Annotated in this window: 26 protein-coding genes; 22 read left to right on the top strand and 4 right to left on the bottom strand. The window is 47.2% G+C overall.

The window, feature by feature from the left end; translation table 11 throughout:
* Window positions 1-18: 18 nt before the first annotated feature.
* The 3 genes from AC0J5I_RS12910 to AC0J5I_RS12900 are packed head-to-tail and all read right to left on the bottom strand — an operon-like array spanning window position 19 to window position 1,334.
* Window positions 19-321 carry a YciI family protein gene (locus AC0J5I_RS12910; RefSeq protein ID WP_475300616.1) on the bottom strand — a complete coding sequence of 101 codons (303 nt, stop codon included), beginning with the start codon at window positions 319-321 and terminating at the stop codon, window positions 19-21.
* A 13-nt stretch (window positions 322-334) separates the two neighbouring features.
* A complete protein-coding gene (locus tag AC0J5I_RS12905) occupies window positions 335-955 on the bottom strand; it encodes an NAD(P)H-dependent oxidoreductase (protein ID WP_475300613.1) in 621 nt (206 codons plus the stop codon).
* Complete coding sequence (locus tag AC0J5I_RS12900) at window positions 897-1,334, bottom strand: MerR family transcriptional regulator (RefSeq protein ID WP_107995337.1); 438 nt, start codon at window positions 1,332-1,334, stop codon at window positions 897-899. The genes AC0J5I_RS12905 and AC0J5I_RS12900 overlap by 59 nt, the downstream gene beginning before the upstream one ends.
* A 429-nt stretch (window positions 1,335-1,763) precedes the next feature.
* Here AC0J5I_RS12900 and ahpC point away from each other — a divergent pair, with 429 nt between their 5' ends.
* The 6 genes from ahpC (at window position 1,764) to AC0J5I_RS12870 (ending at window position 9,350) form a co-directional block, all read left to right on the top strand.
* On the top strand, window positions 1,764-2,324 hold the full coding sequence (ahpC, locus tag AC0J5I_RS12895; protein ID WP_107995336.1) for an alkyl hydroperoxide reductase subunit C: 561 nt from the start codon (window positions 1,764-1,766) through the stop codon (window positions 2,322-2,324).
* 11 nt (window positions 2,325-2,335) lie between these two features.
* On the top strand, window positions 2,336-3,868 hold the full coding sequence (gene ahpF, locus AC0J5I_RS12890; protein WP_475300604.1) for an alkyl hydroperoxide reductase subunit F: 1,533 nt from the start codon (window positions 2,336-2,338) through the stop codon (window positions 3,866-3,868).
* Window positions 3,869-4,031: 163 nt separating this feature from the next.
* Window positions 4,032-5,708, top strand: a complete 1,677-nt coding sequence (locus AC0J5I_RS12885; RefSeq protein WP_475300601.1) for a formate--tetrahydrofolate ligase — start codon at window positions 4,032-4,034, stop codon at window positions 5,706-5,708.
* Between the two features lie 191 nt (window positions 5,709-5,899).
* Entirely contained in the window at window positions 5,900-7,795 is a 1,896-nt protein-coding gene (locus tag AC0J5I_RS12880; protein ID WP_475300596.1) for an ABC-F family ATP-binding cassette domain-containing protein, read from the top strand.
* Window positions 7,796-7,814: 19 nt separating this feature from the next.
* Window positions 7,815-8,762: a thymidylate synthase gene (locus AC0J5I_RS12875; protein WP_475300592.1), complete on the top strand. Its 948-nt coding sequence runs from the start codon at window positions 7,815-7,817 to the stop codon at window positions 8,760-8,762.
* Window positions 8,763-8,861: 99 nt separating this feature from the next.
* Window positions 8,862-9,350: a dihydrofolate reductase gene (locus AC0J5I_RS12870; RefSeq protein WP_475300588.1), complete on the top strand. Its 489-nt coding sequence runs from the start codon at window positions 8,862-8,864 to the stop codon at window positions 9,348-9,350.
* Window positions 9,351-9,410: 60 nt separating this feature from the next.
* Here the strand turns inward: AC0J5I_RS12870 and trhA are convergent, their stop codons facing one another.
* Window positions 9,411-10,067 (bottom strand): PAQR family membrane homeostasis protein TrhA, encoded by a 657-nt coding sequence (gene trhA / locus AC0J5I_RS12865; RefSeq protein WP_106448815.1) that lies wholly within the window; start codon window positions 10,065-10,067, stop codon window positions 9,411-9,413.
* Window positions 10,068-10,244: 177 nt separating this feature from the next.
* Here trhA and AC0J5I_RS12860 point away from each other — a divergent pair, with 177 nt between their 5' ends.
* From AC0J5I_RS12860 to AC0J5I_RS12785, 16 genes are all read left to right on the top strand, one after another.
* Window positions 10,245-10,868, top strand: a complete 624-nt coding sequence (locus AC0J5I_RS12860) for a YpmS family protein (protein ID WP_475300581.1) — start codon at window positions 10,245-10,247, stop codon at window positions 10,866-10,868.
* A 109-nt stretch (window positions 10,869-10,977) separates the two neighbouring features.
* Complete coding sequence (locus tag AC0J5I_RS12855) at window positions 10,978-11,091, top strand: YozE family protein (protein WP_475300577.1); 114 nt, start codon at window positions 10,978-10,980, stop codon at window positions 11,089-11,091.
* Window positions 11,092-11,112: 21 nt separating this feature from the next.
* The gene (gene deoD / locus AC0J5I_RS12850) at window positions 11,113-11,814 is read left to right on the top strand and encodes a purine-nucleoside phosphorylase (protein ID WP_107995331.1); all 702 of its coding nucleotides are present in this window, start codon (window positions 11,113-11,115) and stop codon (window positions 11,812-11,814) included.
* A 21-nt stretch (window positions 11,815-11,835) separates the two neighbouring features.
* Entirely contained in the window at window positions 11,836-13,317 is a 1,482-nt protein-coding gene (locus AC0J5I_RS12845) for a S41 family peptidase (protein ID WP_107995330.1), read from the top strand.
* A gap of 155 nt (window positions 13,318-13,472) precedes the next feature.
* A complete protein-coding gene (gene lepB, locus AC0J5I_RS12840; protein WP_475300568.1) occupies window positions 13,473-14,021 on the top strand; it encodes a signal peptidase I in 549 nt (182 codons plus the stop codon).
* 33 nt (window positions 14,022-14,054) lie between these two features.
* Entirely contained in the window at window positions 14,055-14,717 is a 663-nt protein-coding gene (lepB, locus tag AC0J5I_RS12835) for a signal peptidase I (RefSeq protein WP_475300564.1), read from the top strand.
* An 86-nt stretch (window positions 14,718-14,803) separates the two neighbouring features.
* Window positions 14,804-15,682 carry a ribosome biogenesis GTPase YlqF gene (gene ylqF, locus AC0J5I_RS12830; RefSeq protein WP_107995327.1) on the top strand — a complete coding sequence of 293 codons (879 nt, stop codon included), beginning with the start codon at window positions 14,804-14,806 and terminating at the stop codon, window positions 15,680-15,682.
* Complete coding sequence (locus AC0J5I_RS12825; protein ID WP_475300558.1) at window positions 15,679-16,455, top strand: ribonuclease HII; 777 nt, start codon at window positions 15,679-15,681, stop codon at window positions 16,453-16,455. Before ylqF ends, AC0J5I_RS12825 begins: the two co-directional genes overlap by 4 nt.
* A 137-nt stretch (window positions 16,456-16,592) precedes the next feature.
* The gene (gene dprA, locus AC0J5I_RS12820) at window positions 16,593-17,501 is read left to right on the top strand and encodes a DNA-processing protein DprA (RefSeq protein ID WP_475300555.1); all 909 of its coding nucleotides are present in this window, start codon (window positions 16,593-16,595) and stop codon (window positions 17,499-17,501) included.
* A 114-nt stretch (window positions 17,502-17,615) separates the two neighbouring features.
* Complete coding sequence (topA, locus tag AC0J5I_RS12815) at window positions 17,616-19,685, top strand: type I DNA topoisomerase (protein ID WP_107995324.1); 2,070 nt, start codon at window positions 17,616-17,618, stop codon at window positions 19,683-19,685.
* A 17-nt stretch (window positions 19,686-19,702) separates the two neighbouring features.
* Window positions 19,703-21,013, top strand: a complete 1,311-nt coding sequence (gene trmFO, locus AC0J5I_RS12810; RefSeq protein ID WP_107995323.1) for a methylenetetrahydrofolate--tRNA-(uracil(54)-C(5))-methyltransferase (FADH(2)-oxidizing) TrmFO — start codon at window positions 19,703-19,705, stop codon at window positions 21,011-21,013.
* A 71-nt stretch (window positions 21,014-21,084) separates the two neighbouring features.
* Window positions 21,085-22,002 (top strand): tyrosine recombinase XerC, encoded by a 918-nt coding sequence (gene xerC / locus AC0J5I_RS12805; protein WP_475300548.1) that lies wholly within the window; start codon window positions 21,085-21,087, stop codon window positions 22,000-22,002.
* A 12-nt stretch (window positions 22,003-22,014) separates the two neighbouring features.
* A complete protein-coding gene (gene hslV / locus AC0J5I_RS12800) occupies window positions 22,015-22,539 on the top strand; it encodes an HslVU peptidase proteolytic subunit (RefSeq protein WP_475300545.1) in 525 nt (174 codons plus the stop codon).
* A 16-nt stretch (window positions 22,540-22,555) separates the two neighbouring features.
* Window positions 22,556-23,962: an ATP-dependent protease ATPase subunit HslU gene (gene hslU, locus AC0J5I_RS12795; RefSeq protein ID WP_107995320.1), complete on the top strand. Its 1,407-nt coding sequence runs from the start codon at window positions 22,556-22,558 to the stop codon at window positions 23,960-23,962.
* Between the two features lie 71 nt (window positions 23,963-24,033).
* Complete coding sequence (gene codY, locus AC0J5I_RS12790) at window positions 24,034-24,852, top strand: GTP-sensing pleiotropic transcriptional regulator CodY (protein ID WP_107995319.1); 819 nt, start codon at window positions 24,034-24,036, stop codon at window positions 24,850-24,852.
* A 36-nt stretch (window positions 24,853-24,888) separates the two neighbouring features.
* Window positions 24,889-25,761 carry an aldose 1-epimerase family protein gene (locus AC0J5I_RS12785; protein WP_475300537.1) on the top strand — a complete coding sequence of 291 codons (873 nt, stop codon included), beginning with the start codon at window positions 24,889-24,891 and terminating at the stop codon, window positions 25,759-25,761.
* Window positions 25,762-25,794 lie beyond the last annotated feature (33 nt).

The raw sequence follows: 25,794 nt of genomic DNA, 5'->3' as shown, positions 1-25,794 counted from the left end.
AGTAATAAAATTTCCTCCTTAATTTCCTAGGTACCAATTAAAATTCTCTGCTATTTTATTAGCCGTAAACTCATTTATTTGGTACTCTGCTAAGTCAGGGTAGTAGCTATCTTTTTTGAGAATATCTTCAAGTTCTTCTCGATTTTCTGCTTGAGCTATTATGATGCCTGATTTTTCAAATGAAATAGAAGGACCAATAAGCAAAAATTTTCCCTTGTCATAATACTCAGAAAACCAATTTCTGTGTGCGATTAATTGTTGCTCGGAAATTGATTCATCTTTAAAAATATTCTCTTTGATTGCAATAGTGATAAGATACATTGGGTCACATCCTTTATTCAAAAGTTTCTAAATGGTCTAAAGCCACTCTGCTAATATAATTAAGGTATTTTTCTGTTTGTTTGTCCAAATCTCCAGTGCTGATTGAAGAAGCACCGTAAGTTATAAACGGCTTGATGTATTTGGTTCCAATTAGATTACTTGTGGCTTGAAAAGGTCGCAACAAATCATTCATTGTATATTTAAAGGCTCCACTGTTTTGATAGTTATCTTCAGGTGCGCCTGGGGATACGACGAGCAATAACTCTTTCCCATGTAGTTTATTTCCACTGGAACCGAATGCCCAGCCATAGGATAAAACATCATCCTGCCACTGTTTTAATAATGAAGGACTACTATACCAATACACAGGGAATTGTAATACGATCCGATCTGCTTCTTCCAAAAATTCTTGTTCTTTCGTAACATTTATTTGCCCATCTGAGTATATGTCATATAAATAACGGACTAAAACGTCATCCAATTTTTCAACAGCCTTGGCTAATTTTTTATTAACTTTAGATTCATTAATATTTGGGTGGAATACTAAAACAATAGTTTTCAATTTTTTTGCTCCTCTAATTATTGCTGTTGTTTCTTTTTTGTATGATTTCTTCAGCAACGTTATATTCTTCAAAATAACTTTTTCCCTTCTTTATAATCCCAGTTTCATATAAAGAAATTTTGTGCCGGAGTCTGTCAATCGAGCGCTGTAAATCTTCTTGTTTTTTTACTAATAGCAGCTCCTGTTCTTTTAGAAGTTCTTTGCGAGTTTCTAAAGTGTCATCACCTTGGCGGACCATTTCAGCATAATCATATAATACTTCGATAGGAATCTCTGAATGGCGCAAACAAATAATCATTTCGATCCATTCTTGAATTTCATCGTCGTAATATCGATTTCCATTCTTTTGCCTTGGTACCGGAGGCAAAAGACCAACGCGTTCATAATAACGAATGGTTGCTGCTCTAATATTATACTTTTCACTTATTTCGGTAATTGATAAATCAGGCATAACAATCATCTCCCTTCTTGGCTTCAGTATATTGGTTGAAGTGAACTACAAGTCAAGTGTGAATTTATCACCAGAAATTCTGAGGAGTGCGACTTAATGATGTTACTTTGCCTCGTTCTTCTTTTTAAATGAGAATGGGGAAGTATAAATGAGAATGAAACGCACTTTAAATATATCGTTTTTACTGATGTTTATTCTGAATTTGTTCTCATGGTTACATCGAGATGAATCACAGCAAGATTATTGGCAGGACGCTAAATGGGGATTAACTTAATATCTAAAGGTTTCCGGAAGATAAAGTCCGCTCCTTTCAAAAATGAAAAAATAATTATAGTTCCCAGGTGTTAAAACTTGACCGTTTATGACGGATTCTATATAGTTATTGATAGGGATTATTCTAAAATAATTATTCTAATTGGAGGAATTGAAATGTCATTAATCGGAAAAGAAATAGTGGAATTTAAAGCGAATGCTTATCACAAAGGTGAATTTATTGAAGTTTCATCGGAAGACCTGAAAGGAAAATGGAACATCGTCTGTTTTTACCCTGCGGACTTCACTTTCGTTTGCCCGACTGAATTGGAAGATCTTCAAGACCAATACGCAACTTTGCAAGGCTTGGGCGTAGAGGTTTATTCCGTATCGACCGACACGCACTTCACGCATAAAGCATGGCACGACCATTCACCAGCCATCGGGAAAATCGAATACACCATGATTGGGGATCCATCGCATGCGATTTCGATTGGATTTGATGTCTTGGATGAAGAAGGCTTGGCTCAACGCGGAACGTTCATCATCGACCCGGACGGCATCGTGCAGGCAGTGGAAATCAATGCTGACGGCATCGGCCGTGACGCAAGCGGTTTGATCGACAAAGTCCGTGCAGGCCAATATGTCCGCACCCATCCAGGCGAAGTTTGCCCCGCGAAATGGAAAGAAGGCGCGGAAACGTTGAAACCTAGCTTGGACTTGGTAGGTAAAATTTAAGGAGGCTTCCCATGGCATTAGATACAGAAATCAAAGGGCAACTCGGCCAATATCTGGAACTGTTGGAATCGGATGTGGTTTTCAAAGCCAGTCTGGGCGAGGATGAAAATTCCGGCAAAGTCAGCGAATTTTTGCAGGAAATCGCCGGTATGTCCGAGAAGATCACCTTCGAAAAGGCAACCTTGACCCGTACGCCCAGTTTTACGATCACTCGTCCGGAAACGGAAAGCGGCATTACGTTCGCCGGTCTTCCGTTGGGCCATGAGTTCACTTCGTTTATCCTGGCTTTGCTGCAGGTGGGCGGAAGAGCCCCTAAAGTGGATGACGGCATAATCAAGCGCATCAAAGCGATCGACAAGGAGCTCCGTTTCGAAACCTATGTCAGCTTGACGTGCCATAACTGCCCGGATGTTGTCCAAGCATTGAACATCATGTCCGTACTGAACCCGAAAATCTCCCACGTTATGATCGAGGGTGGCATGTTCAAGGATGAAATCGAAGCGAAGAAAATCATGGCTGTTCCGACTGTTTTCCTTAATGGGGAAGAGTTTGCCAGCGGCCGCATGACGATCGAGCAATTGATCGATAAGGCTGCCGGTCCGACAAGTGCGGATGAGTTCTCCGATAAGGATATCTTCGACGTCCTGGTTGTAGGCGGAGGCCCCGCAGGCAACAGTGCGGCCATCTATGCTGCCCGAAAAGGCATCAACACCGGCATGGTCGTCGAGACCTACGGCGGACAAGTCATGGATACTGTCGGCATCGAAAACATGATCGGGACGCCTTACACGGAAGGACCAAAGCTGATGGCGCAAGTGGAGGCACATGTGAATCAGTACAAGGTCGACATCATGAAAGGCCAACGCGCGAAAAGTATCCGCAAAAACGACCTGATCGAAGTCGAGCTGGAAAACGGGGCAGTGCTCAAAGCCAAGACCGCTATTCTTACAGTCGGCACGCATTGGCGCAATGTCAACGTTCCCGGTGAGGAAGAGTTCCGCACGAAAGGCGTGACCAACTGTCCGCATTGCGACGGTCCGTTGTTTGCAGGCAAAGACGTCGCTGTCATCGGCGGCGGCAATTCCGGCATAGAAGCGGCGATCGATTTGGCCGGTTTGGCGAAACACGTATATGTGCTGGAGTTCTTGCCCGAATTGAAAGCTGATCAAGTATTGCAGGACCGTGTCCATGCTTTGAAGAACGTCACAGTTATAACGAATGTGGCAACGAAAGCGATCACCGGGACCGAGCAAGTGGAAGCCATCTCCTACGTGGACCGCGCTACGAATGAAGAGCACACCGTCGCACTTGAAGGTGTCTTCGTTCAGATCGGATTGGTTCCGAACACGGCTTGGTTGAAGGATTCCGGCGTTGCGTTGAATGAACGTGGCGAAGTCATCGTCGACAACCATGGTTCAACCAATCTGGAAGGCGTATTCGCTGCCGGAGATTGCACAAACAGTGCTTACAAACAAATCATCATCTCGATGGGTGCCGGAGCGACTGCCGCTTTGGGCGCATTCGATTACCTGATCCGTCAATAAGCTATATTCCAGAAAGGGATTTCATCTTGAATTCCTTTTCTGGAATTTTTTGATTTGCGGTAAATGTAAGCAGTTTTATCAATCAAACGGCCATAAAACACGTTCTTTCTTCAGGTCTATGTGCTAAAATGTATGTAAACATGAAGAATTTGGAGTGATGGTTTTGAAGACGGATATCGAGATAGCTCAAGCAAATGAGATGCTTCCGATCAAAGAAGTAGCGGCAACCCTTTCCCTAACAGAAGATGATCTGAAACTGTACGGAAAATACAAGGCAAAAGTGGACATCAAGAAAATCAATTCCTTGAATGAAGAAGCAGACGGCAAGTTGATCCTTGTCACCGCCATCAATCCTACCCCGGCTGGCGAAGGCAAATCAACCGTAACAGTCGGCTTGGGAGATGCGCTGACGCGTATCGGCAAGAAAGCGATGATCGCGATGCGCGAACCTTCATTAGGGCCGACGATGGGCGTCAAAGGCGGAGCGGCGGGCGGCGGTTATGCGCAAGTGCAACCGATGCAGGACATCAACCTGCATTTCACTGGCGATATGCATGCCATCACGGCGACGAACAATACCTTATCAGCTTTGATCGATAACCATATCCAACAAGGAAATGCCTTGAACATCGATCAACGCCGGATCACCTGGAAGCGCGTATTGGACATCAATGACCGTGCTTTACGCAACATCGTCATCGGGTTGGGCGGGCCGATCCAAGGTGTTCCCCGCCAGGACGGCTTCGATATTACTGTAGCTAGCGAAATCATGGCAATCCTATGCTTATCGACTTCGTTGACGGATCTGAAGAACCGGATCGGCAATATTGTTATCGGCTATACGTTTGATCGCCTGCCCGTCACTGTCAGAGACTTGAAAGTGGAAGGCGCATTGACCTTGTTGATGAAGGATGCATTGGAGCCAAATCTCGTCCAAACGTTGTATCATACGCCGGCATTTGTGCATGGCGGACCGTTCGCCAATATCGCGCACGGCTGCAACAGCGTATTGGCAACCAAAACAGCCTTGAAATTGGCCGATTACGTCATCACGGAAGCCGGTTTCGGAGCCGACTTGGGTGCTGAGAAGTTCATGGACATCAAAGTACCGCAACTAGGCAAGAGCCCGGATGCAGTCGTGATCGTGGCGACCGTGCGCTCGTTGAAGATGCACGGGGGCGTGTTGGTGAAAGACCTCAATAATGGCGAAAATGTCGAAGCGGTCAAAGCTGGCTTCGCAAATCTGCAGAAGCACATCGAAAACATGCAACAATATGGTGTACCTGTCGTTGTGGCGCTGAATGAATTCACGAACGACACTGCAGCGGAAATCGAAGCAGTCGTCAGCCTTTGCGCGGATCAGGAAGTCGAATGTATCCAGACAGCAGTGTGGGCAAAAGGCGCTGAAGGCGGAGAAGCGTTGGCGAACGCCGTCGTTAAAGCAATAGACGAAAACACAAAGGCTTTCGTTCCGCTTTATGTGGCGGAAGAGAGCAGCATCGAAGAAAAAATCGAAACGATTGTCACCAAAATCTATGGCGGCAAAAATGTCATCTATTCTAAAGAAGCCAAAAACCAACTGCGTCAGTACAAAAAGAATGGCTGGGATCGGTTGCCTGTATGTATGGCAAAAACACAGTATTCCTTGTCAGATGACCAGAAAGCGATCGGCCGTCCGGAAAACTTCGACATCACCATCCGCTCCTTTGTTCCGAAAATCGGAGCCGGGTTCGTCGTTGCGTTGACGGGGGATATTCTGACCATGCCGGGTCTGCCGAAAGAACCGGCTGCTCTGCGCATGGACGTCACCGAAGACGGAATCGTTACCGGATTGTTCTAATTTCATAAAAAACGCAAAAATAGAGTGGGAAACCTCTCTATTTTTTTGACGAAAAGCGCTTCTGAAATAGGGCTTGATTTTTGGGCCTTGAATGTCCCGCAGCCCAGCCGGATATGTTACAATGTCAAGAGACTATCAAGATCCCTGAACATAAAACGACATGGATTGAAAACAAAGGATGATTGCGACATATGAAAGATTTTAATGCCATCGAGTTAGAAAAATCCTACGGGATGAAGACACTCTTCAATAAAATATCCTTCACGATTCGTGAAGGCGAACATATCGGCCTGATCGGTCAGAACGGAACCGGTAAGAGTTCCTTGCTGGAGATCATTGCGGGAATCGAAACACCGGATGCCGGCAACTTGGACGTGCCCAGCGATTATCGGGTCGGTTACTTGGCTCAAGAACCCCAACTGAACAAAGAATCGACTGTTTTTGAAGCGGTCTATGAAGGCGAAGCGCCCATCATCAAGACGGTTCGCGCCTATGAGGAAGCTTTGGAACTGTTGGTGAACGACAGTCTAAATCCGGATTATCAGAACCGATACAGCAAGGCAGAAGCCGACATGAATGCGCAAAATGCTTGGCAAACAGAGGTTCAGATCAAATCAATCCTGAACCGGTTGGGTTTGGATGACATCACGAAAAAAGTAGGCGAGCTTTCCGGTGGACAACGGAAACGCGTTGGCTTGGCGCAAGTGCTGATCCAAGCGCCGGACCTGTTGTTGTTGGATGAACCGACCAACCATCTTGACATGGATTCGATCACTTGGTTGGAAAACTATCTTGCCCAATACAAAGGCTCCGTCCTTTTGGTGACCCATGACCGCTACTTCCTGGAGAATGCCGTCACGAAAATCATCGAACTGAAGAACGGCGGATTGGAAGTTTACACTGGAAACTACGAAGACTATTTGTTTCAGAAGAGCGAACGCGACGCTATCCAGCAAAAGATGGACGAGAAGCAGCTGAAATTGTACAAGAGCGAACTGCAATGGATGCGCAAGGGCGCCAAGGCTAGAACGACAAAGCAACAGGCACGCATCCACCGTTTTGAGGATTTGGAAAAGGTCACGCAACAAAGCACGACCGATGCCAAACTCGAAATCCAATTGGATGGTTCCCGTTTGGGCAAACGCGTCTTCAATCTGGAACATATCTCGCTTTTTGGGGGAGACAAACAGGTTCTCAACGATTTTTCCTATATATTCCAGTCGACCGATCGCATCGGCATCGTCGGCAAGAATGGGGCAGGCAAGACAACCTTGCTGAATATGTTGGCCGGCGAAACAGAGATTGCCGGCGGGAATCTGATCATCGGAGAGACCGTCAAAATAGCCTATTACAAACAACTTTCCGAAGTGCTCCCTGACGATAAGCGCGTCATCAACTATCTGCAGGAGATCGCGGAAGAGGTGAAATTAAGCGACGGCATCATCGTCAGCGTCAAGGAGATGCTGGAAACGTTCCTCTTCCCGCGCGAAACGCACGGCAGCCTAATCAGTTCGTTATCCGGAGGGGAAAAGCGCCGCCTTTACTTGTTGAAGTTGCTGATGACAAAACCGAATGTGCTGCTGATGGATGAGCCGACGAACGACTTGGATATCGATACGCTGACGGTATTGGAAGATTACTTGAACAGCTTCGGCGGAGCCGTCATCACCGTTTCACATGACCGCTATTTCTTGGATAAAGTGGCCGACAAGCTGTTGATCCTGAATGATGAAGGCAAACCGGGCGTATTCTTTGGTGATATGAGCGAATATTTGCTGGTATCCAGTCAAAAGGACAGCGAAACCGCTAAACAGCAAAATAAAAAAGCAGCAGCACCTGTCGCGTCTCAGGATGCGGTCACGGAAAAGACTAAATGGACCTACTTGGAGCAGAAGGAATGGGAAACAATCGAGGACGACATTGCCGCACTTGAGGAAAAAGGGCAGACATTGCAGAGCGCGATGGCCGAAAATGCTTCGAACTTTGAAAATTTGACCCAATTGCAACAGGACCTGGACAACACGGAAGCTGCGCTTGCCGAAAAATGGGAACGCTGGGAATATCTCAGCCAATTTGCCAAAGATTAATGTACATAGGAGAACAAAGATGACAAAACAATATTTGGATTTAGCAAGAACCGTCCTGGAAACAGGCGCGACGAAACACGACCGTACCGGAACCGGCACGAAAAGCATCTTTGGCCATCAAATGCGTTTCGACCTGGCGGAAGGCTTCCCGATTCTGACGACCAAAAAAGTCGCTTTCGGCCTCATCAAGAGTGAACTGCTGTGGTTCCTGAAGGGTGACACGAACATCAAATACTTGTTGGAAAACAACAACCACATCTGGGATGAATGGGCATTCGAGCGCTATGTGAAATCAGCAGATTACACAGGACCGAATATGGATGACTTCGGTCACCGGGTCCTGAAGGAAGTGGGCTTCAAAGCAATCTATGATGCCGAAATGGCCAAATTCCGGGAAGCGATTTTGATTGATGCGGCCTTTGCGGCCAAACACGGGGAATTGGGCAACATTTATGGGTCCCAATGGCGCCGCTGGAAAACGACCCAAGGGGAATTCATCGATCAGATAAGCGATGTCATCGAAATGATTAAGACGAACCCTGATTCAAGAAGGTTGATGGTTTCGGCCTGGAATCCGGAAGACGTCCCTTCAATGGCCTTGCCGCCTTGCCATACCCTGTTCCAATTCTATGTGACGGATGGAAAGCTCAGCTGCCAACTGTACCAAAGAAGCGCGGATATCTTTTTGGGAGTACCATTCAACATAGCCAGCTACGCCTTGTTGACGCATTTGATTGCAAATGAAACAGGTCTTGAAGTCGGGGAATTCATTCACACATTCGGGGATGCCCATCTTTATCTGAATCATATCGAACAGATCGAGCTGCAGCTTTCCAGAGAGCCTTTCGCTTTGCCCAAGCTGGTGCTGAAGCATCCAGAGAAATCCATTTTTGAAATGGAAAAAGAAGATATCGTCCTGGAAGGCTACGAGAGCCACCCGGGCATAAAAGCACCGATCGCTGTATAAATTTTCATCACACCGAGGAAAAGGAGGTTGCCGCCATCAGGATCCGCTTAGGGTCCTGATAGTTCCGGGCGTTGGCTCGGCTGCGCGGCAAAACATAAGATGATCGCATTATTATGGGCTGAAGACGACAACGGAATCATCGGAAAAGGCGGCACATTGCCTTGGCACCTGCCGAATGATCTGAAGTATTTCAAAGAAAAAACACTGAACCACAAAATCGTGATGGGCAGAAAAACGTTCGAGGGGATGGGGTCGCGCCCGCTGCCAAGAAGAGAGAACATCATCCTCACAAGGCAAACCGACTACTCGCATCCGGGGGTTACCGTTCTCCATGAAGTGGATAAGGTATTGGCGCTGAATAATGCAGAGGACACGCTTTTCATCATCGGCGGCAGCGAGATTTTTGAGCTGTTCCTGCCTTTCGCGGATATCCTGTACCAGACCGTCATACATGCCGACTTTGACGGGGACACTTACTTTCCGACAACAGACTGGAACGAGTGGGAATTAGCCTCGTCAACCTTAGGCGTTGTCGACGATAAAAACCGCTACGAGCATGAGTTCAAAGTATTCAAACGGGTTAAATAAGCAAAAAGGGCTGACTCCAATGTTTTTGGAGTCAGCCCACTTTTTGTGTTTTTTGATTTTTTAGACGTACAACAAGATGCCGAAGTACATGAAAGCGGCGCCTGCCAAAACGAAGAGGTGCCAAATGACATGCATAAAGCCATATTTTTTGTTCGAGTAAAAAATAGTCCCCAAACTGTAACTCAAACCGCCCAAACCGATGAGCACAATGCCGTTCAGGCCGAGTGTCTGGTACATCGGTTGAATGATGAACAGCGCCATCCATCCCATACCCAAGTATAAGAGAGTGGAAATTCCGTTGAATTTTCCGACGAAAAAGATCTTCAGGATAATGCCGATGATTGCGATTGCCCAAACGGCAATGAACAAGGCTCTGCTTTGGCCGTTACGGACCGCAATCAAACAAAACGGTGTATACGTCCCTGCAATCAACAAATATATGGCTGCGTGATCGATGTAGCGGAAAATTTTTTGAAACCGGGTCATACTGAAACTGTGATAGAGCGTCGACGACAGAAAAAGCAAAATCATCGAAGCACCATAAATGGCATAAGCAACGACCTCTGTAACGTTTCCTGATTGGGACCCCTTCAAAATGAGTAAGACGCATCCTGCGATGCTTAGCAAGGTTCCGATTCCATGTGTTACGGCATTCAACACTTCGTTTACGATGATTTTGCGTCTGCCTTCTGTTTGCGGAAAAGTAGTCACATTCATTCCTCCTTGTTGCCTGTAAGCAATTGTTTTTTGGCCAATTAAAAAAACAGTCTCCAACAACGTCCTTCTGAATGCATTATAGCACATTAAATGGTAAGATTTAAGAAAATAGCAGTATCTCTCCCACCTGAAAACGACAGAAGGTTTCACGGGAATATTTTGAAAGGGGCGAACAGAATGGGAACCAATCAACAAAGAAGTGCGAAAAAAAGCCCGAATCCATGGAAAATTGCTTTCGTCACATTGTCGCTCGTGCTAGTCATCGCGGTGGTTTGGCTATTCTCGAAAATCACGATGGATCAACCCGCTCAATCTGAAACTGACGCACAAGTCACGGCGCAATCGGAGGATCAGCTTTCGATCGGAGTTTCCCTGAGCAATACCGAATTGGCGGTCATCGCCAACGAATATATGAAATCCGAAGAGAGCCTGGCTGGCTATTCAGTGACAATGACAGATGTGGTGACTTTAAAAGGCGAAACGGTGCTGTTGGGTCTTTCAATCCCTTTTGCTTTGTCAGGGGAGCCGCATGCGACAACGGACGGCAATCTGCAAATGAAGGTGACGGATATTTCCCTGGGCGGGTTGTCTTTGCCTGAAAAAGAAGCCTTGAGTCTTTTGGCTCAATTTTTGACGCTGCCTGCATTCGTCAACTTGGATGCAGACTCGGAAACGGTGCTGATGAATTTGGCCAGCATGGACCTTCCGAAAGAAAGTACCATCCGTTTGCTTTCCATCGATAAAGAGACGAAAGAATATTCATTTGAAGTAACCATACCAACAGAAAATTTGATAGAATAGAAAGAGGCCTAATTTATGAGACAATCTTTTTACCTTTTCATTCTCACGTATAGAGACCCATATAAAAAAGACGACAAAACAGCATTCGCGAATCGGGTTTCCGAAGCAAATGACCGATTACCACGAACTTGCCGATTACCTGGAGTTGAGCGGAGAGTACACGGAGTTCATGTCCGTCTTTGATGAGTTGTTTGACGTATACGTCGAGAGGAACAGAAATTAGATAAAGAAAGAAGGAAATGAAATGAGTACACACATCGCAGCAAAACCTGGGCAAATCGCGGATACAGTCTTGTTGCCGGGCGACCCATTAAGAGCGAAGTACATTGCGGAGACTTACCTGGAGGATGTCGAGCAGTACAATTCGGTCCGGAACATGTTTGGTTACACCGGGACATACAAAGGGAAACGCGTCTCTGTCCAAGGCACAGGCATGGGCTTGCCTTCCATCATGATCTACGCCAACGAACTAATCACTGAGTACAATGTGCAGAATCTGATCCGGGTCGGTTCGGCAGGGGCAATCCAAAAAGATATCCATGTGCGCGACATCGTCATTGCTCAAGGAGCGACAACAGATTCCAGCGTCGTAAGCAATACATTCAATGGCCAAGTCAACTTTGCGCCGATCTGCAACTTTGAACTGATGCACAATGCCTATATGGTCGCGAAGGAACGGAAATTATCCGTCCATGTCGGCAATGTCCTGTCCTCGGACCGCTTCTACAATGAAGAGTTGGATAAACAGAAATTGGCTGACTATGGTGTTCTGGCGGTAGAAATGGAAGCTGCGGGTCTGTACCTGCTGGCCGCCAAATACAACCGGAAAGCGTTGGCTTTATTGACGATCAGCGATCATATCCTGACCGGGGAAGAAACAACTGCCGAAGAGCGTGAGACAACGTTCGACGACATGATGCTCGTTGCTTTAGAATCTATCTTATAATCGTAAAGAGGAGTAGTGTGAATGGGCAACAACGGGCATAAACTAAAAAACGGCAAAAAACGCGGAATCAAACTCTCCTTCTATTTCCTTTCCTTGCTTATCGTCGCTGCTGCGGCAATAGGCGGGACGTATGCGTGGATCGGGAGAAGCGTCACGCTTCCATCCACTGAGGAGATCATTCAAGGGACAAACAGTTCGACATTGGATGCAGCTGCAGCGGACCGGATCGGAGCCGTCTATCAGACGCTGCTCAACAATTATGTCGAAGGTGTCGATGGAGAAGACCTGATTGAAGGCGCCTTGAGCGGCATGGTGGAAGCAGTCGGCGATCCTTACAGTCAATACTTGAATACAGAAGCGAGCGATAACTTGGATGAGACGATTTCCGCCTCATTTGAAGGTATCGGAGCTGAAATAATGTCCTTGAATCAGCAAATCGTCATTGTTTCTCCGATCAAAGGCTCTCCAGCCGAAAAAGCTGGACTATTGCCGAATGACATCATCCTTAGTGCGGATGGTCAGGCATTGCAAGGCCTGACAGCTAGTGAAGCAGTCGCTCTGATCCGGGGCGAAAAGGGCAGTGAAGTGGTTCTGGAAATAGTCCGAGGTGATCAGACCTTTAAGGTGAACATCGTCAGGGACACGATTCCGATCGAAACGGTGACATTTGAAATCGATGAAGAACATCCGGAAATCGGCATTGTCCATGTCTCCAGTTTCTCCACACCGACCTATGACGACATCGTCAGTGCTGTAACGGATTTGCGCACCCAGGGAGCCACATCCTTTGTGTTCGATTTCAGACAAAATCCGGGTGGCTTGTTGGATCAAGCTCTGAAAATCAGCAATATGTTCCTTAGCGACGGAGACGTCATCATGCAGACGCAAGAGAAAGATGCCGATCCAAATAAAATAGTGGCAAGCGCAAGCGAATTCGGAGATTTCAAGATAACCGAACCAACCGTCCTGCTTGTCGATGAAGGAAGCGCCAGCGCTTCGGAAATCGTCGCGGGGGCACTGCAGGAATCATCGGAAATCCCATTGATCGGGACAACGACCTTCGGTAAAGGGACTGTGCAGACAGTGTATCCTTTGACCGAAAGCAGCGAATTGAAATTGACGGTCGCGAAGTGGTTGACACCGAACGGCAACTGGATACACGAAAAAGGGATTGCAGTCGACTACGAAGTCGCGCTTCCGGAGTACGCTACATTGACAATCATCGATTCCACTGCGACCTATGAAGAAGGAACAGTTTCGGAAGAGGTCAAGAATGTCGAAGCGATGCTGAATGCTATCGGCTACGCCGTCGAAGCGGACGGTTATTACGATGAAGATACTGTCGAGCAAGTAGCGTCATTCCAAGCTGCGAATGAGCTGGAAACAACCGGTATCGTGACGGGTGACACTGCATTAGCGATAGTCGAACAATTGCGGGAAGTTCTTACGGAGAACGATACACAGTACGATAAGGCTGTAGAAATATTGATTGGGAACGAATAATCCGAAAGGTTTGGCAGCTCTTACGAAGTGCCAAACCTTTTTGGTGTTGCTTGTAATATTCGTCTTTGGACCGGTTGCGATTCTTTTTATGCGCAAAATGTGCTAAACTATGAGTGTTGTTTTAGCACATTCTATAACCAAAAAGGTTGATACCGATGAAAGTTGATAAAAAGATGCAGGATGGCATCTGGGATTGGATGAAGGCGATCATTTTTGCCATGCTATTGGTGATCATCATCCGTTTTTTTGTATTCATTCCACTGAAAGTGGAAGGCGATTCCATGAGTCCTACGCTGGCCCAGGGAAACTATCTCCTATATGAGACGTTTTCGCACATTGATCGCTTTGATATCATCATCTTCAGCAATGAAGAAGGGCAAACGCTCATTAAGCGGGTCATCGGATTGCCGGGCGATTCTTTAGCTTACAGCGAGGATCAACTGTACCTGAATGGCGAGCCTGTTGAAGAGTCTTTTCTGGGGACAGAGAAGCAGCAGGGGATGGATGTTTTCACTTCGGATTTTGATTTGCTGTCCTTGACAGGAATGGAGGCGGTCCCGGAAGGCAGTTATTTTGTGTTGGGTGATAACCGTGTGCGCAGCAGGGACAGCCGGATATTCGGTTTTGTAGCGCAGGCTGATATAGCCGGAAAAGCGGCGATGGTGTACTATCCACTTGAAGATTTTGGATTTATTGAAAACTAAGTACCAACTGGATTTATAAGAAAGGGTGATTCGATGTCATTTGGCAATAAAAATCATGACGACCAAGACTCAGGTTTTGTTTCAAGGAATGAAAGATTCGGGGTCGATCAAAAGAAAGAAATCCAACCAGAAAACCGAGGCAGTTTCTTGCGGGAAGCGCTCAATCTTATCCTTTCGGTGGTAATCGCCTTTGTGCTGTTCCTTGTCATCCGGACTTATTTGTTTTATCCCTTCCAAGTTGTCGGCGATTCGATGGTGCCGACTTTAGAAACCGGAGACCGGCTGATCCTGAACAAATTGGCGGAAATCAATCGTTTTGATATCGTGGTTTTCCCTGCTCCTGACGGGACCGATGAAGAATATGTGAAGCGCATCATCGGGCTACCCGGTGACGAAATCACTTATTTCCAGGATGAGCTTTACATCAACGGCAAAAAAATCGAGGAGCACTACCTTGAGGCGCTGAGAGAAGATTCAGATCAAGCTTTGACCGGGGATTTCACGCTCTTCAGCCTGACTGGGGAAGCAACCGTCCCGGAAGATATGTATTTCGTTCTGGGAGATAACCGCACCGTTTCCAAAGACAGTCGTGTTTTCGGGTTCATCCCGGCAGCACAGATCGAAGGAACGGCAGATTTAAGATTATGGCCGCTGAATAAAATAGGCATCATTGATGACAATGGTGCAGAAGAATAAAGGGACAACCGCACACAAGTGTATTTGCACTTGTGTTTTGTCTTGAATGGAAGCAAAAGGATTTACTCAGAAAAGGAAGTGTCAATATGTTAATACAATGGTTCCCAGGCCACATGGCAAAAGCGAAACGTGAAGCGTTGGAAAAATTAAAAATGGTCGATTTGGTGATTGAGTTGCTGGACGCGCGCCTGCCGGTATCAAGCCGTAACCCTTTGATAGATGACATCATCGGAAACAAACCAAGATTGATCGTCCTTAACAAAGCCGATCTTGCGGATAAGACAGCCACCAAAGACTGGGTTGAATACTTCAAGCAGGATAAGAAAGCGCAACGGGCCGTTTCGATGTCGACGCTGAACAATAAAGATGTAGAGAATATCAAAAGAGAACTGAAAGAGATGATGGCCCACAAAACGCAAGCGATGATCAATAAGGGCGTCAAACCCCGTGCTATCCGTTTGATGATCCTTGGTATCCCGAACGTCGGGAAATCAACCTTGATCAACAAACTGATGCAGAAGAACCGCGCGCAGACCGGCAATCGCCCCGGCGTAACCAAAGGCCAACAATGGTTGAAAATCGGCGGCGATTTCGAGTTGCTGGACACGCCAGGGATACTTTGGCCTAAGTTCGAGGACCAGCTGATCGGGCAAAAGCTTGCCCTGACCGGAGCGATCAAGGATACCGTTTTCCATAAGGATGACGTCGCATTATTTGCATTGCGTCATTTTATGCAGCATTATCCGGGCAGATTGCAGGCATTCTATAAGGTGGACGAAAAAGAATTCGAAGGAGAGGTTCCGGAATTGTTGATGGAATTGACCACGAAACTGCGTTTTGGAGAGGATTACAGCCGTGCAAGCGAAAAAATCATTTTTGATATTCGCGGCGGCAAACTTGGTCCGTATACGTTGGACCAAGTTCCCGTAAAGGCCGCGGAGGCTGAAGAGGGCTTAGCGGAATGAACAAACCAGTGAGCATCGCTGCCATCAAGGAGCAATTGCAGGGGATCGAATCTTTTGATGATCACCGTTGGGAAGCAATCCGAGCCGACTCCCGCAAAGGCGTCCAAGCTGCCGTCAAATCATGGGAACGGAATTATCAACTCGTCCTTGCCCTAAAAGAGCGGCAAGTCCAGATGATGTCCTTCGAAGAAGAACTGAAGTCAAAAGGCCGTCTCGCTATCGCAGGGATCGATGAAGTCGGCAGAGGTCCATTAGCCGGCCCTGTGGTCGCTGCAGCAGTCATTCTGCCTTTAGATCTCCCTTTCCTTCCGGTCAATGATTCGAAACAACTCTCAGCCAAAAAAAGGGAGCAACTTTACGATCAGATCATGGCCATTGCCGACGTCGGCATCGGATTGATTTCACCAGAAACGATCGATGCCGTGAATATTTATCAAGCCACCAAACTGGCGATGATGCAGGCAATCGCCAATTTGAAACAAGAGCCGGACAGCCTGCTCATCGACGCCATGAAGCTTCCGTTGCCTGTCGAACAGCAATCGATCATCAAAGGTGATGCCAAATCAGTCTCGATTGCAGCCGCCAGCATTGTCGCAAAAGTATACCGTGATCGCCTCATGTCCGAGTATGCTTTGCAATATCCACACTACGGATTTGAGAAGAATGCCGGGTATGGCACCCAGCTGCATTTATCTGGCCTGGATACTCATGGCATCACACCCATCCACCGGAAGACGTTTGATCCGATCAAAAGCATGTTGAGAGACCAATGAAGATTCCCGTTTGAGATTAGTTAGAAGGTGACTTCCCCGGATGACATTCTCTATTTCATCAAAATTTTACAATTCAAAAAGCAGAATCCAACTCCTTTCGTATTATCTTAACAGATGGTATGCAAAGGAGTTTTTTTATGGAAATGAACCGCGAGGATCTGACGATCCGGGATAAGTTGATTTATCATGCAATGACGGGCGTATGCACGCCGAATTTTATGAAGCATCTGCACTTGTCTTGGATGAGGGATCCTTTCTATTCAATAGAAGAAATCGTGAATAGCTATGTGCCGACAACCAATGAAACCAAACAACAGAAGTTGAAGCTGTCATTGGAGACTGCATACTTCAAGAGGCCTTTTGAAGAGCTGAAAGAACTTTATCGGGTCAAAAATATCCAGATTTTGACAATTCTGGACAATGGTTATCCGGAGGGCTGGCTGAACAGCTATCTGCCGCCTATTGTTGTATTCTATGCTGGAAATATCCGTTTATTGGAGCAGCCTTGTTTGAGCATCGTCGGCAGCCGCAGTCCGACTGCATACGGAAAAGCAGTGATGGACGAAATGATCCCACCGTTGGTTTCGGAAGGCGTTACGCTGGTAAGTGGGCTCGCCAAAGGAATCGATCAAATGGTTCATTCCTGTACCATCGAATACGGCGGCGCCACAATCGGCATAATCGGGTCAGGTCTGGATGTCACTTACCCAAGAGAAAATGCTGCGCTGCAACGGCAAATGATGGAAAAGCAGCTTGTCATCAGCGAATATCCTTTAGGCTCGAAACCGGAACGTTTTCATTTTCCGATGCGCAATCGTCTGATCGCAAACCTTTCGTTGGCGACGTTGGTCATCGAAGCGACGGAAAACAGCGGCAGCCTCATAACCGCGAATTTGGCGTTGCAGGAAAACAGGGATGTTTATGCGGTTCCCGGAAATATTACCAGCCGCCTCAGTGTCGGTACCAATCAATTGATAAAGGCCGGTGCAGCCTGCGTTTTGAACGCGAATGATGTGCTCGAAGAAATGAAAACCCAGTGGAACTGAAGCACCTAGGAAATAACTTCCATTTGACAAACACCTAGTTTATGGCATAAGATGAGAAACGATTTAAATGACAGAAATATACATACAAATATTTCGTTGAGAGGAGTCGTTTCTTTGGCTTATAAATATTTAGTCATCGTGGAATCACCTACCAAAGCCAAGACGATAGAAAAGTACCTTGGCAGAAACTATAAAGTGGTAGCAAGTAAAGGCCACTTGCGCGATTTACCAAAGAGTCGCATGGCAATCAATATCGAAAATGACTATCAGCCGGATTATATTTCCATTCGTGGTAAAGGCGACCTGATTAAAGAATTGAAAAAATATGGACATAAGGCAGAAAAAATTTATCTGGCTTCCGACCCGGATAGAGAAGGGGAAGCCATCTCGTGGCACCTCGCTCACTTGTTGGGCTTGGACCCCGCAGACAATATCCGCGTCGTTTATAATGAAGTAACCAAAGATGCAGTTAAAGAAGCATTAAAAAATCCGAGACCAATCAATATGGATCTTGTCTCAGCCCAGCAAGCCCGAAGGATATTGGATCGTCTGGTCGGCTACTCGATTTCACCCATACTATGGAAGAAAGTCAAAAAGGGTTTGAGTGCCGGACGGGTCCAATCCGTTGCCCTAAAACTGATCGTCAACCGCGAAGAAGAGATTGCCGGGTTCGAACCTGTGGAATCCTGGACGATCGATGGCACATTCCTGAAGGACAAACATGTTTTTCAGGCAGCCTTTTATGGCTTGGGCGGGAAAAAGCTGAAGCTGAAGACTAAAGAGGAAGCGGATGCGGTTTTCGAAAAGATCACTTCCAATGTTTTTGAGATTTCCGATGTAACGAAGAAACAGCAAAAACGCAACCCGGCTCAGCCGTTCACGACCTCCAGTCTTCAACAGGAAGCCGCCAACAAACTGAATTTCCGTACGCGGAAAACGATGATGATCGCACAGGAACTCTATGAAGGGATTCCACTCGGCAAAGAAGGCTCCGTAGGTTTGATCACCTACATGCGAACGGACTCGACACGTGTGTCGGCCGGTTCGATAGAGGAAGCGCATGAATACATCACGGGCACATACGGTCCGGAATATGCCATCGAAAAACAGCGCGAAAACAAAAAGGCTCCATCGGCCCAGGATGCGCATGAAGCCATCCGTCCTTCCAGCGTTTTAAGAGTGCCGAGCGAAATCGAAGCCTTTTTGACGAAAGACCAGTTCAAATTGTATCAATTGATCTGGGCGCGCTTTTTGGCGAGTCAGATGACGCCAGCGGTCTTCGATACGATGAAGGTGGACCTCAAGCACGAGGACGTCATGTTCCGGGCGACGGGTTCCAAAGAAAACTTTGCCGGTTACCGCAAAGTCTACGTTGAAGGCACCGCCAAAGAAAAAGACAACCTTCTGCCGGAAATGGCTGTCGGCGACACTGTCTTCTCGAAGGACATCGAACCGAATCAGCATTTCTCGCAACCGCCGGCCCGTTATTCGGAAGCGACGCTCATCAAGGCTCTGGAGGAGAATGGAGTCGGAAGACCTTCGACCTATGCGCCTACGATCGAAACGATCCAGAAACGCTATTACGTAAAAGTGACGGCAAAACGTTTTGAGCCAACCGAATTGGGTACGATCGTCAATGGTTTGATCTCCACCTATTTCCCGGACATCGTGAACATTTCCTTCACCGCCGGAATGGAGCAGGACCTGGACAGTGTCGAAGAGGGTAATATGGAATGGGTCAAAGTAGTTGATCGTTTTTACAAGCCCTTCGCCGAAGAATTGGCGAAAGCGGAAGTCGAGATTGAAAAAATTGAGATCAAAGATGAACCTGCCGGATTCGATTGCGAATTATGCGGACATCCGATGGTCATCAAAATCGGCAGATTCGGAAAGTTCTATGCGTGCAGCAATTTCCCGGAATGCCGGAACACGAAACCGATCGTGAAGAAAATCAACGTGACGTGCCCTGTGTGCCACAAAGGCGAGGTCATCGAACGGAAATCCAAGAAGAACCGGATATTCTATGGCTGCGATCAGTATCCAGAGTGCGAATTCATTTCGTGGGACAAACCGATCGGCCGCGATTGCCCGAAATGTCAACATTATCTGGTTGAGAAGAAGGTCAAGGGCGGCATCCAAGTGAAATGCAGTCATTGTGAATATGAGGAAGATGTACAGAAATAACGTTATGGAGGCATCCTATGACAGATAAATCAGTTACCGTAATCGGAGCCGGCTTAGCTGGAAGCGAAGCGGCTTTTCAAATAGCGGAGCAGGGCATCCAGGTCGATCTCTATGAGATGAGACCCAAAAAGATGACGCCTGCCCACCATACTTCAGGTTTCGCGGAATTGGTCTGCACCAATTCGCTGCGGGGGAACCAAGTCACGAACGCCGCGGGATTGATAAAGGAAGAAATGCGTCATCTGAATTCCCTGATCATCAAAGCGGCTGATGCGACAGCTCTGCCGGCAGGCGGAGCTTTGGCCGTTGATCGCGACAATTTTTCGGCCTACGTGACGCAAACATTGGAAGCTCATCCCAATATCACGATCCACCTGGATGAACTGACGGCATTGCCGGAAGGGATCACAGTGGTAGCGACAGGCCCGTTGACTTCTGAACCAATGAGCCAATCGATCCAAAGCTTTATTGAGATGGAAGGCTTGTACTTCTATGATGCCGCCGCACCGGTGTTGGAAAAAGACAGTATCAATATGGAAAAGGTATACTTGAAGTCGCGTTACGACAACGGCGAAGCCGCCTACCTGAACTGTCCGATGACAAAAGCGGAATTCGAATCGTTCTATCGCGAACTGATCGCTGCTGAAGTGGCCCCGCTGGAGGAATTCGAAAAGGAAAAATACTTCGATGGCTGCATGCCTTTCGAAGTGATGGCCTCAAAAGGCGAAAAAACGCTGCTGTTCGGTCCGATGAAGCCGGTAGGTCTTGAGGATCCAAAGACCGGAAAGATGCCTTACGCAGTTGTGCAGCTCCGTCAGGACAATGCTGCGGGCTCCTTGTACAACATCGTTGGTTTCCAGACGCACCTGAAATGGGGAGAGCAGAAGAGGATCCTGCAGATGATCCCGGGATTGGAGAATGCTGAAATCGTGCGTTATGGTGTCATGCACCGGAATACGTTCCTCAACTCTCCAAAAATTCTGCGCTCCACCTATCAGAGCCAAAAACGCGACGATCTGTTCTTCGCTGGCCAGATGACCGGCGTGGAAGGATATGTCGAGAGTGCCGCCAGCGGCTTGTTGGCGGGCCTTAATGCCGCCCGAATGGCGAACGGGCAGGAATGTGTCGTCTTCCCGAAAGAAACGATGATTGGTGCCATGTCGCACTACATAACGAATACGGACAGCAAACACTTCCAACCGATGAACGCCAACTTCGGCATCATCGAACCGTTGGGGGGCAAGAAAATCCGTGATAAACAAATCAAAAACCAAATGATAGCCGATAAAGCGTTGGCTGCCCTTGATGAATTCGTGCAAACGATTTAAGTTCGTTAGCTTACATTGAAATCTCTCCAACATTGTGATAAATTTAGTCATAAGATGTTGGAGGGATTTTTTTGTCTAATCAAGAATTAATTGATCGATTCATAAACTATTTGGCAATTGAACGGCGCTATTCCGACGAAACGGTCAAAGCCTATCTGTTTGACCTAAAAAAATTCGAATCCTTTCTCGAAGAAAGTGGAACCAGCGACTTAATGGCGGTACAATTGTATGATGTCCGTCTGTATCTGAGTTTTTTGGATGAACAAAAACTGAGCCGAAACACCATTTCGCGCACGTTGTCGAGCTTGAGGGGATTCTATCACTTCTTGATCCGCAATGACCTTCTGGATGAAAACCCTTTATCCTATATCTCTTTCAAGAGAAAGCAGTTGCGTCTGCCGCAGTATCTGTACGAAGAAGAATTGGAAAAACTCTTGCGTGCAGCAGAAGGGACCGAAGTACTGGATTATCGGAACCGGGCATTGGTGGAGTTGTTGTATGCAACCGGAATCCGCGTCAGCGAATGCAAGAACATCAAGCTACAGGATATTTCCTTCGACTTGGGCGTCATTCTGATTTTCGGAAAAGGAAATAAAGAGCGCTATGTACCGTTCGGGCATTATGCTGCCGCAGCCATCCAAGAGTACCTGGAAATGACCCGGTCAGAATTGATGTCAAAGCACCAACGCAGCCATGATTATCTCTTTGTGAATCGATTGGGCGATCCGCTTACAGCAGGCGGCATTGAATACATACTGAAACAGATCATGAAAAAAACAGGTTTGACCGGGACGTTGCATCCGCATATGCTGCGGCATACCTTTGCGACCGATATGCTGAATAACGGGGCGGATATGCGGACCGTGCAGGAACTGCTGGGACACGCCAGCCTGTCATCCACTCAAATCTATACACATGTAACGAAAGACGCCTTGCAACGGAATTACAACCAATTCCATCCACGGGCGAAACGGGACAGCAAGAAATAGGGGGAATACCATATGACAACAATATGTGCAGTGCAGCACAACGGACGTTCAGCCATGGCGGGAGACGGTCAGGTGACGATGGGCGAATCCGTCATCATGAAAGGAACCGCCAAAAAAATCAGACGCATCTATCATGATGAAGTCATCGTCGGTTTCGCTGGCGGTGTAGCCGATGCTTTCACCCTAGAAGATAAATTTGAAGAGAAACTCAATCAATACAAAGGCAACCTGTTGCGTGCCTCCATCGAAGTGGCTAAAGAATGGCGTGGTGATCGTGCCCTTCAGAAGCTGGAAGCGTTGCTGATCGTCATGAACAATGAGCAGATGCTGCTCGTTTCCGGAAGCGGGGAAGTCATTGAACCGGATGACGGGATCCTTACGATTGGCTCAGGCGGGAATTATGCCTTGGCTGCAGCAAGAGCCTTAAAGCGAAGAGGCTCCGAGCTTTCTGCAAAAGAAATCGCCTATGAAAGTCTCAAGATTGCCTCAGAAATCTGCGTATTTACTAACGACAACATTATTGTTGAAGAATTTTAGATAGGTGGCTAGTATAATGAAGGAACAGCACAACAGAACACCAAGAGAAATCGTCAAGGAGCTCGACCGCTATATCATTGGCCAGGATGCAGCCAAAAAAGCAATTGCTGTCGCTTTGCGGAATCGCTACCGGAGGCAACAACTGGACACAGATATGCAAAAAGAGGTGACTCCGAAAAATATTCTGATGATTGGCCCGACTGGAGTAGGCAAGACGGAGTTGGCGAGACGCTTGGCGCTGTTGGTCGAAGCACCCTTCGTTAAGGTCGAGGCAACCAAATTCACGGAAGTCGGCTATGTCGGCCGTGATGTCGAATCGATGGTCCGCGACCTTGTGGAGAACGCTATCCAGATCGTCGAAAAACAAAAACGCGGCGACGTGTATACCAAAGCCTATGAAGCGGCTTTGCAACGCCTGGCCAAAATCATGAAGCCGGGGATCAAAAAAGCCAAGCCCAAACAGGAAGGCATGAATGACTGGCAAAATATGTTCAAAAACCTGGGAATGCCTCTGCCGGAAAATCAGGAAGAGGAAACCGAAGACGTAACTGCGGAAATCGCCCAGAGCAGAGCGGAAATCATCGAACAATTGCGCAAAGGCTTGTTGAACAAACGTGAAGTCTCCATAAAAGTGGAGGAAAAACAAGCCAATCCACTAGGTGGCGGGAACAACGAACAAATGATGATGCTGCAGTCGGCATTCGAATCCATGACGCCGAAAAAGAAGACCCAGCGGACGCTTTTAGTCGAAGATGCCATCGAGGTGCTCGTGCAGGAAGAAACCGACAAATTGGTCAACAAGGATGATATTTCCCAGGAAGCTTTGAAGTTGGCCGAAACCAACGGCATCATTTTTATCGATGAAATCGACAAAATCACTTCCAAGTCACAAAACACCGGCGAAGTGTCGCGGGAAGGTGTGCAACGGGATATCCTTCCGATCGTCGAAGGCAGCCAAGTTTCCACCAAGTATGGGGCTATCCAAACGGACCACATCCTCTTCATCGCGTCAGGTGCGTTTCACGTCTCCAAGCCAAGCGATTTGATTCCCGAACTGCAAGGACGTTTCCCGATCCGGGTAGAATTGAACGACCTCACGGAAGATGATTTCGTCCGGATCCTTACCGAGCCCAACAATGCGATGCTGAAGCAATACATCGCTCTGTTGGCAACGGAGGACGTCAACATCACCTTCACCCAGGAAGCCATCCGGAAAATGGCCGTCATCGCGACAGAAGTCAACCAGGAAAACGATAATATCGGTGCCAGAAGGCTGCACACGATTATGGAAAAATTGCTGGAGGATCTGCTGTTTGAAGCTTCCGAAATTCCCGGGACAGACATCACGATAACAGAACATTATGTGGATGAGAAACTTGAGAAGATTGTAGAAAACAAAGATTTAAGAAGATATATCCTTTAAGCAAAAAAAATCCCCTTTAGGTTGGATGAACCTTGCGGATATTTTCTGATGGATGATTGTAGGGGGGAAACATGGACGAATTATTAGAAAAGTTGAGAAGGATCAACTACATGCTGCAAAAAGAAGGGGGCTTTGTTGCTGTCAGCGACGAAGCGACGGCATTACCTTTTACGGAAATGGCGAGCGTGCTCGGCGACATACTAAGCGCCAACACGTATCTGATCGATCTGTCCGGCAATCTGTTGGGCTACAGCGAGGCGACCGATATCAACAATGCCCGCATCAAGCAAATGCTGGAGGACAAGAAATTTCCGGAGCAGTATGCCCACAATCTGTCTGCGTTGTTTCAGACGACCGCTAACATCGGCATCGAATCCGATTTTACGGCCTTTCCGATCGAGAGCAGGGACCTGTTCATTACGGGTGTCACAACGATCGTTCCGATTTTCGCTTCCGGCAAGCGCTTAGGGAGCTTGGTGTTGGCACGTTTGTTTCCCGTCTTTGACAGCAGCGATCTGATCCTTGCCGAACATGGTGCCACCGTTATCGGCATCGAATTGCTGCATGCCATCAATTTGCGCATGCAAGAAGCAACGCGCGTGACCACACTGATCCAGATCGCCATAAAATCGCTGTCCTTCAGCGAAATGGAGGCGGTCAAAGCGATCTTTGAGACTTTTCCATCCTTGGAGGAACGAATAACCGCATCAAAAATTGCGGCAGAAAAAAATATAACGCGTTCCGTGATTGTGAACGCCTTAAGAAAACTGGAATCAGCCGGCATTCTCGAGACGAGATCGCTCGGCATGAAGGGAACGTTCATCAGAGTCGGTTCTGCAGAATTGCTTGATGCTTTAAAAGGGGCTTTGTATCCAAAAAATGATCAGTAAGCAAAATGGTGTAAAGCCAAACTAGGGGGAAATGTCATGGAGTTTGTAATCGAAAACAAGCACCTTACGGTAACCGTAAAGGATAAAGGTGCAGAAATCACCAGTGTAATCGCAAAGAAAACCGGCATCGAATATATTTGGCAGGCTGATGAAAAAGTTTGGAACAGACATGCGCCGATCTTGTTCCCTTTTGTTGGACGCCTGAAGGATGATACTTTCCGACACAACGATAAAACGTATAAAATGGGGCAACACGGATTTGCGCGCGATTCAAAATTTTCGGTGCATGAGCGTTTGACCGACAGCATTACCTTCATCCTTGCGCCGAATGGTGATTTCAAAGATGTTTATCCATTTTCATTTGAACTGCAGTTGACTTATCAATTGTTCGAGAGTCAATTGTCGATCAGCTACAAAGTGAAGAACCTTGATGCCAACAAGATGTATTTCTCGATTGGAGGACACCCAGGCTTCAATGTGCCGTTGACGGAAGGGGAAACATTCGAGGATTACTACATCAAGATGACTCCGGAAACTTCCCGCCAGCGCCTGTTCCTGAATGGCCCTTATCTTGCAGCAGACAAAACGGTTGAAGTGGAACAGAACACAATCCCATTACAAAGGGACCTCTTCCTGAATGATGCCATCATTTTCAAAACGCCGGAACCGACGACTGTGACGCTGGCTTCCAATAAAGGTGAGCATGGGGTCACGATGTCCTATGAGGATTTCGAATACTTGGGCATCTGGACGAAGCCTCAGGAAGACGCCACTTATGTTTGTTTGGAACCTTGGTGCGGACTTGCGGACCGGTCGGATTCGGGCGGGGAGCTGGAACGGAAAACAGCCATCCAATCGCTGGAGCCCGGGAATAAACGTTATTATGTCCATCGGGTCGATTTCTTTTAATTCATTCGGCCGCTAGTCCAGACAGCATTTGAC

This window comes from Trichococcus sp. TS_SC_9 (assembly GCF_056156325.1).
Note: the sequence above shows the minus strand (reverse complement) of the source record. Positions and strands in the feature narration are given on the sequence as shown.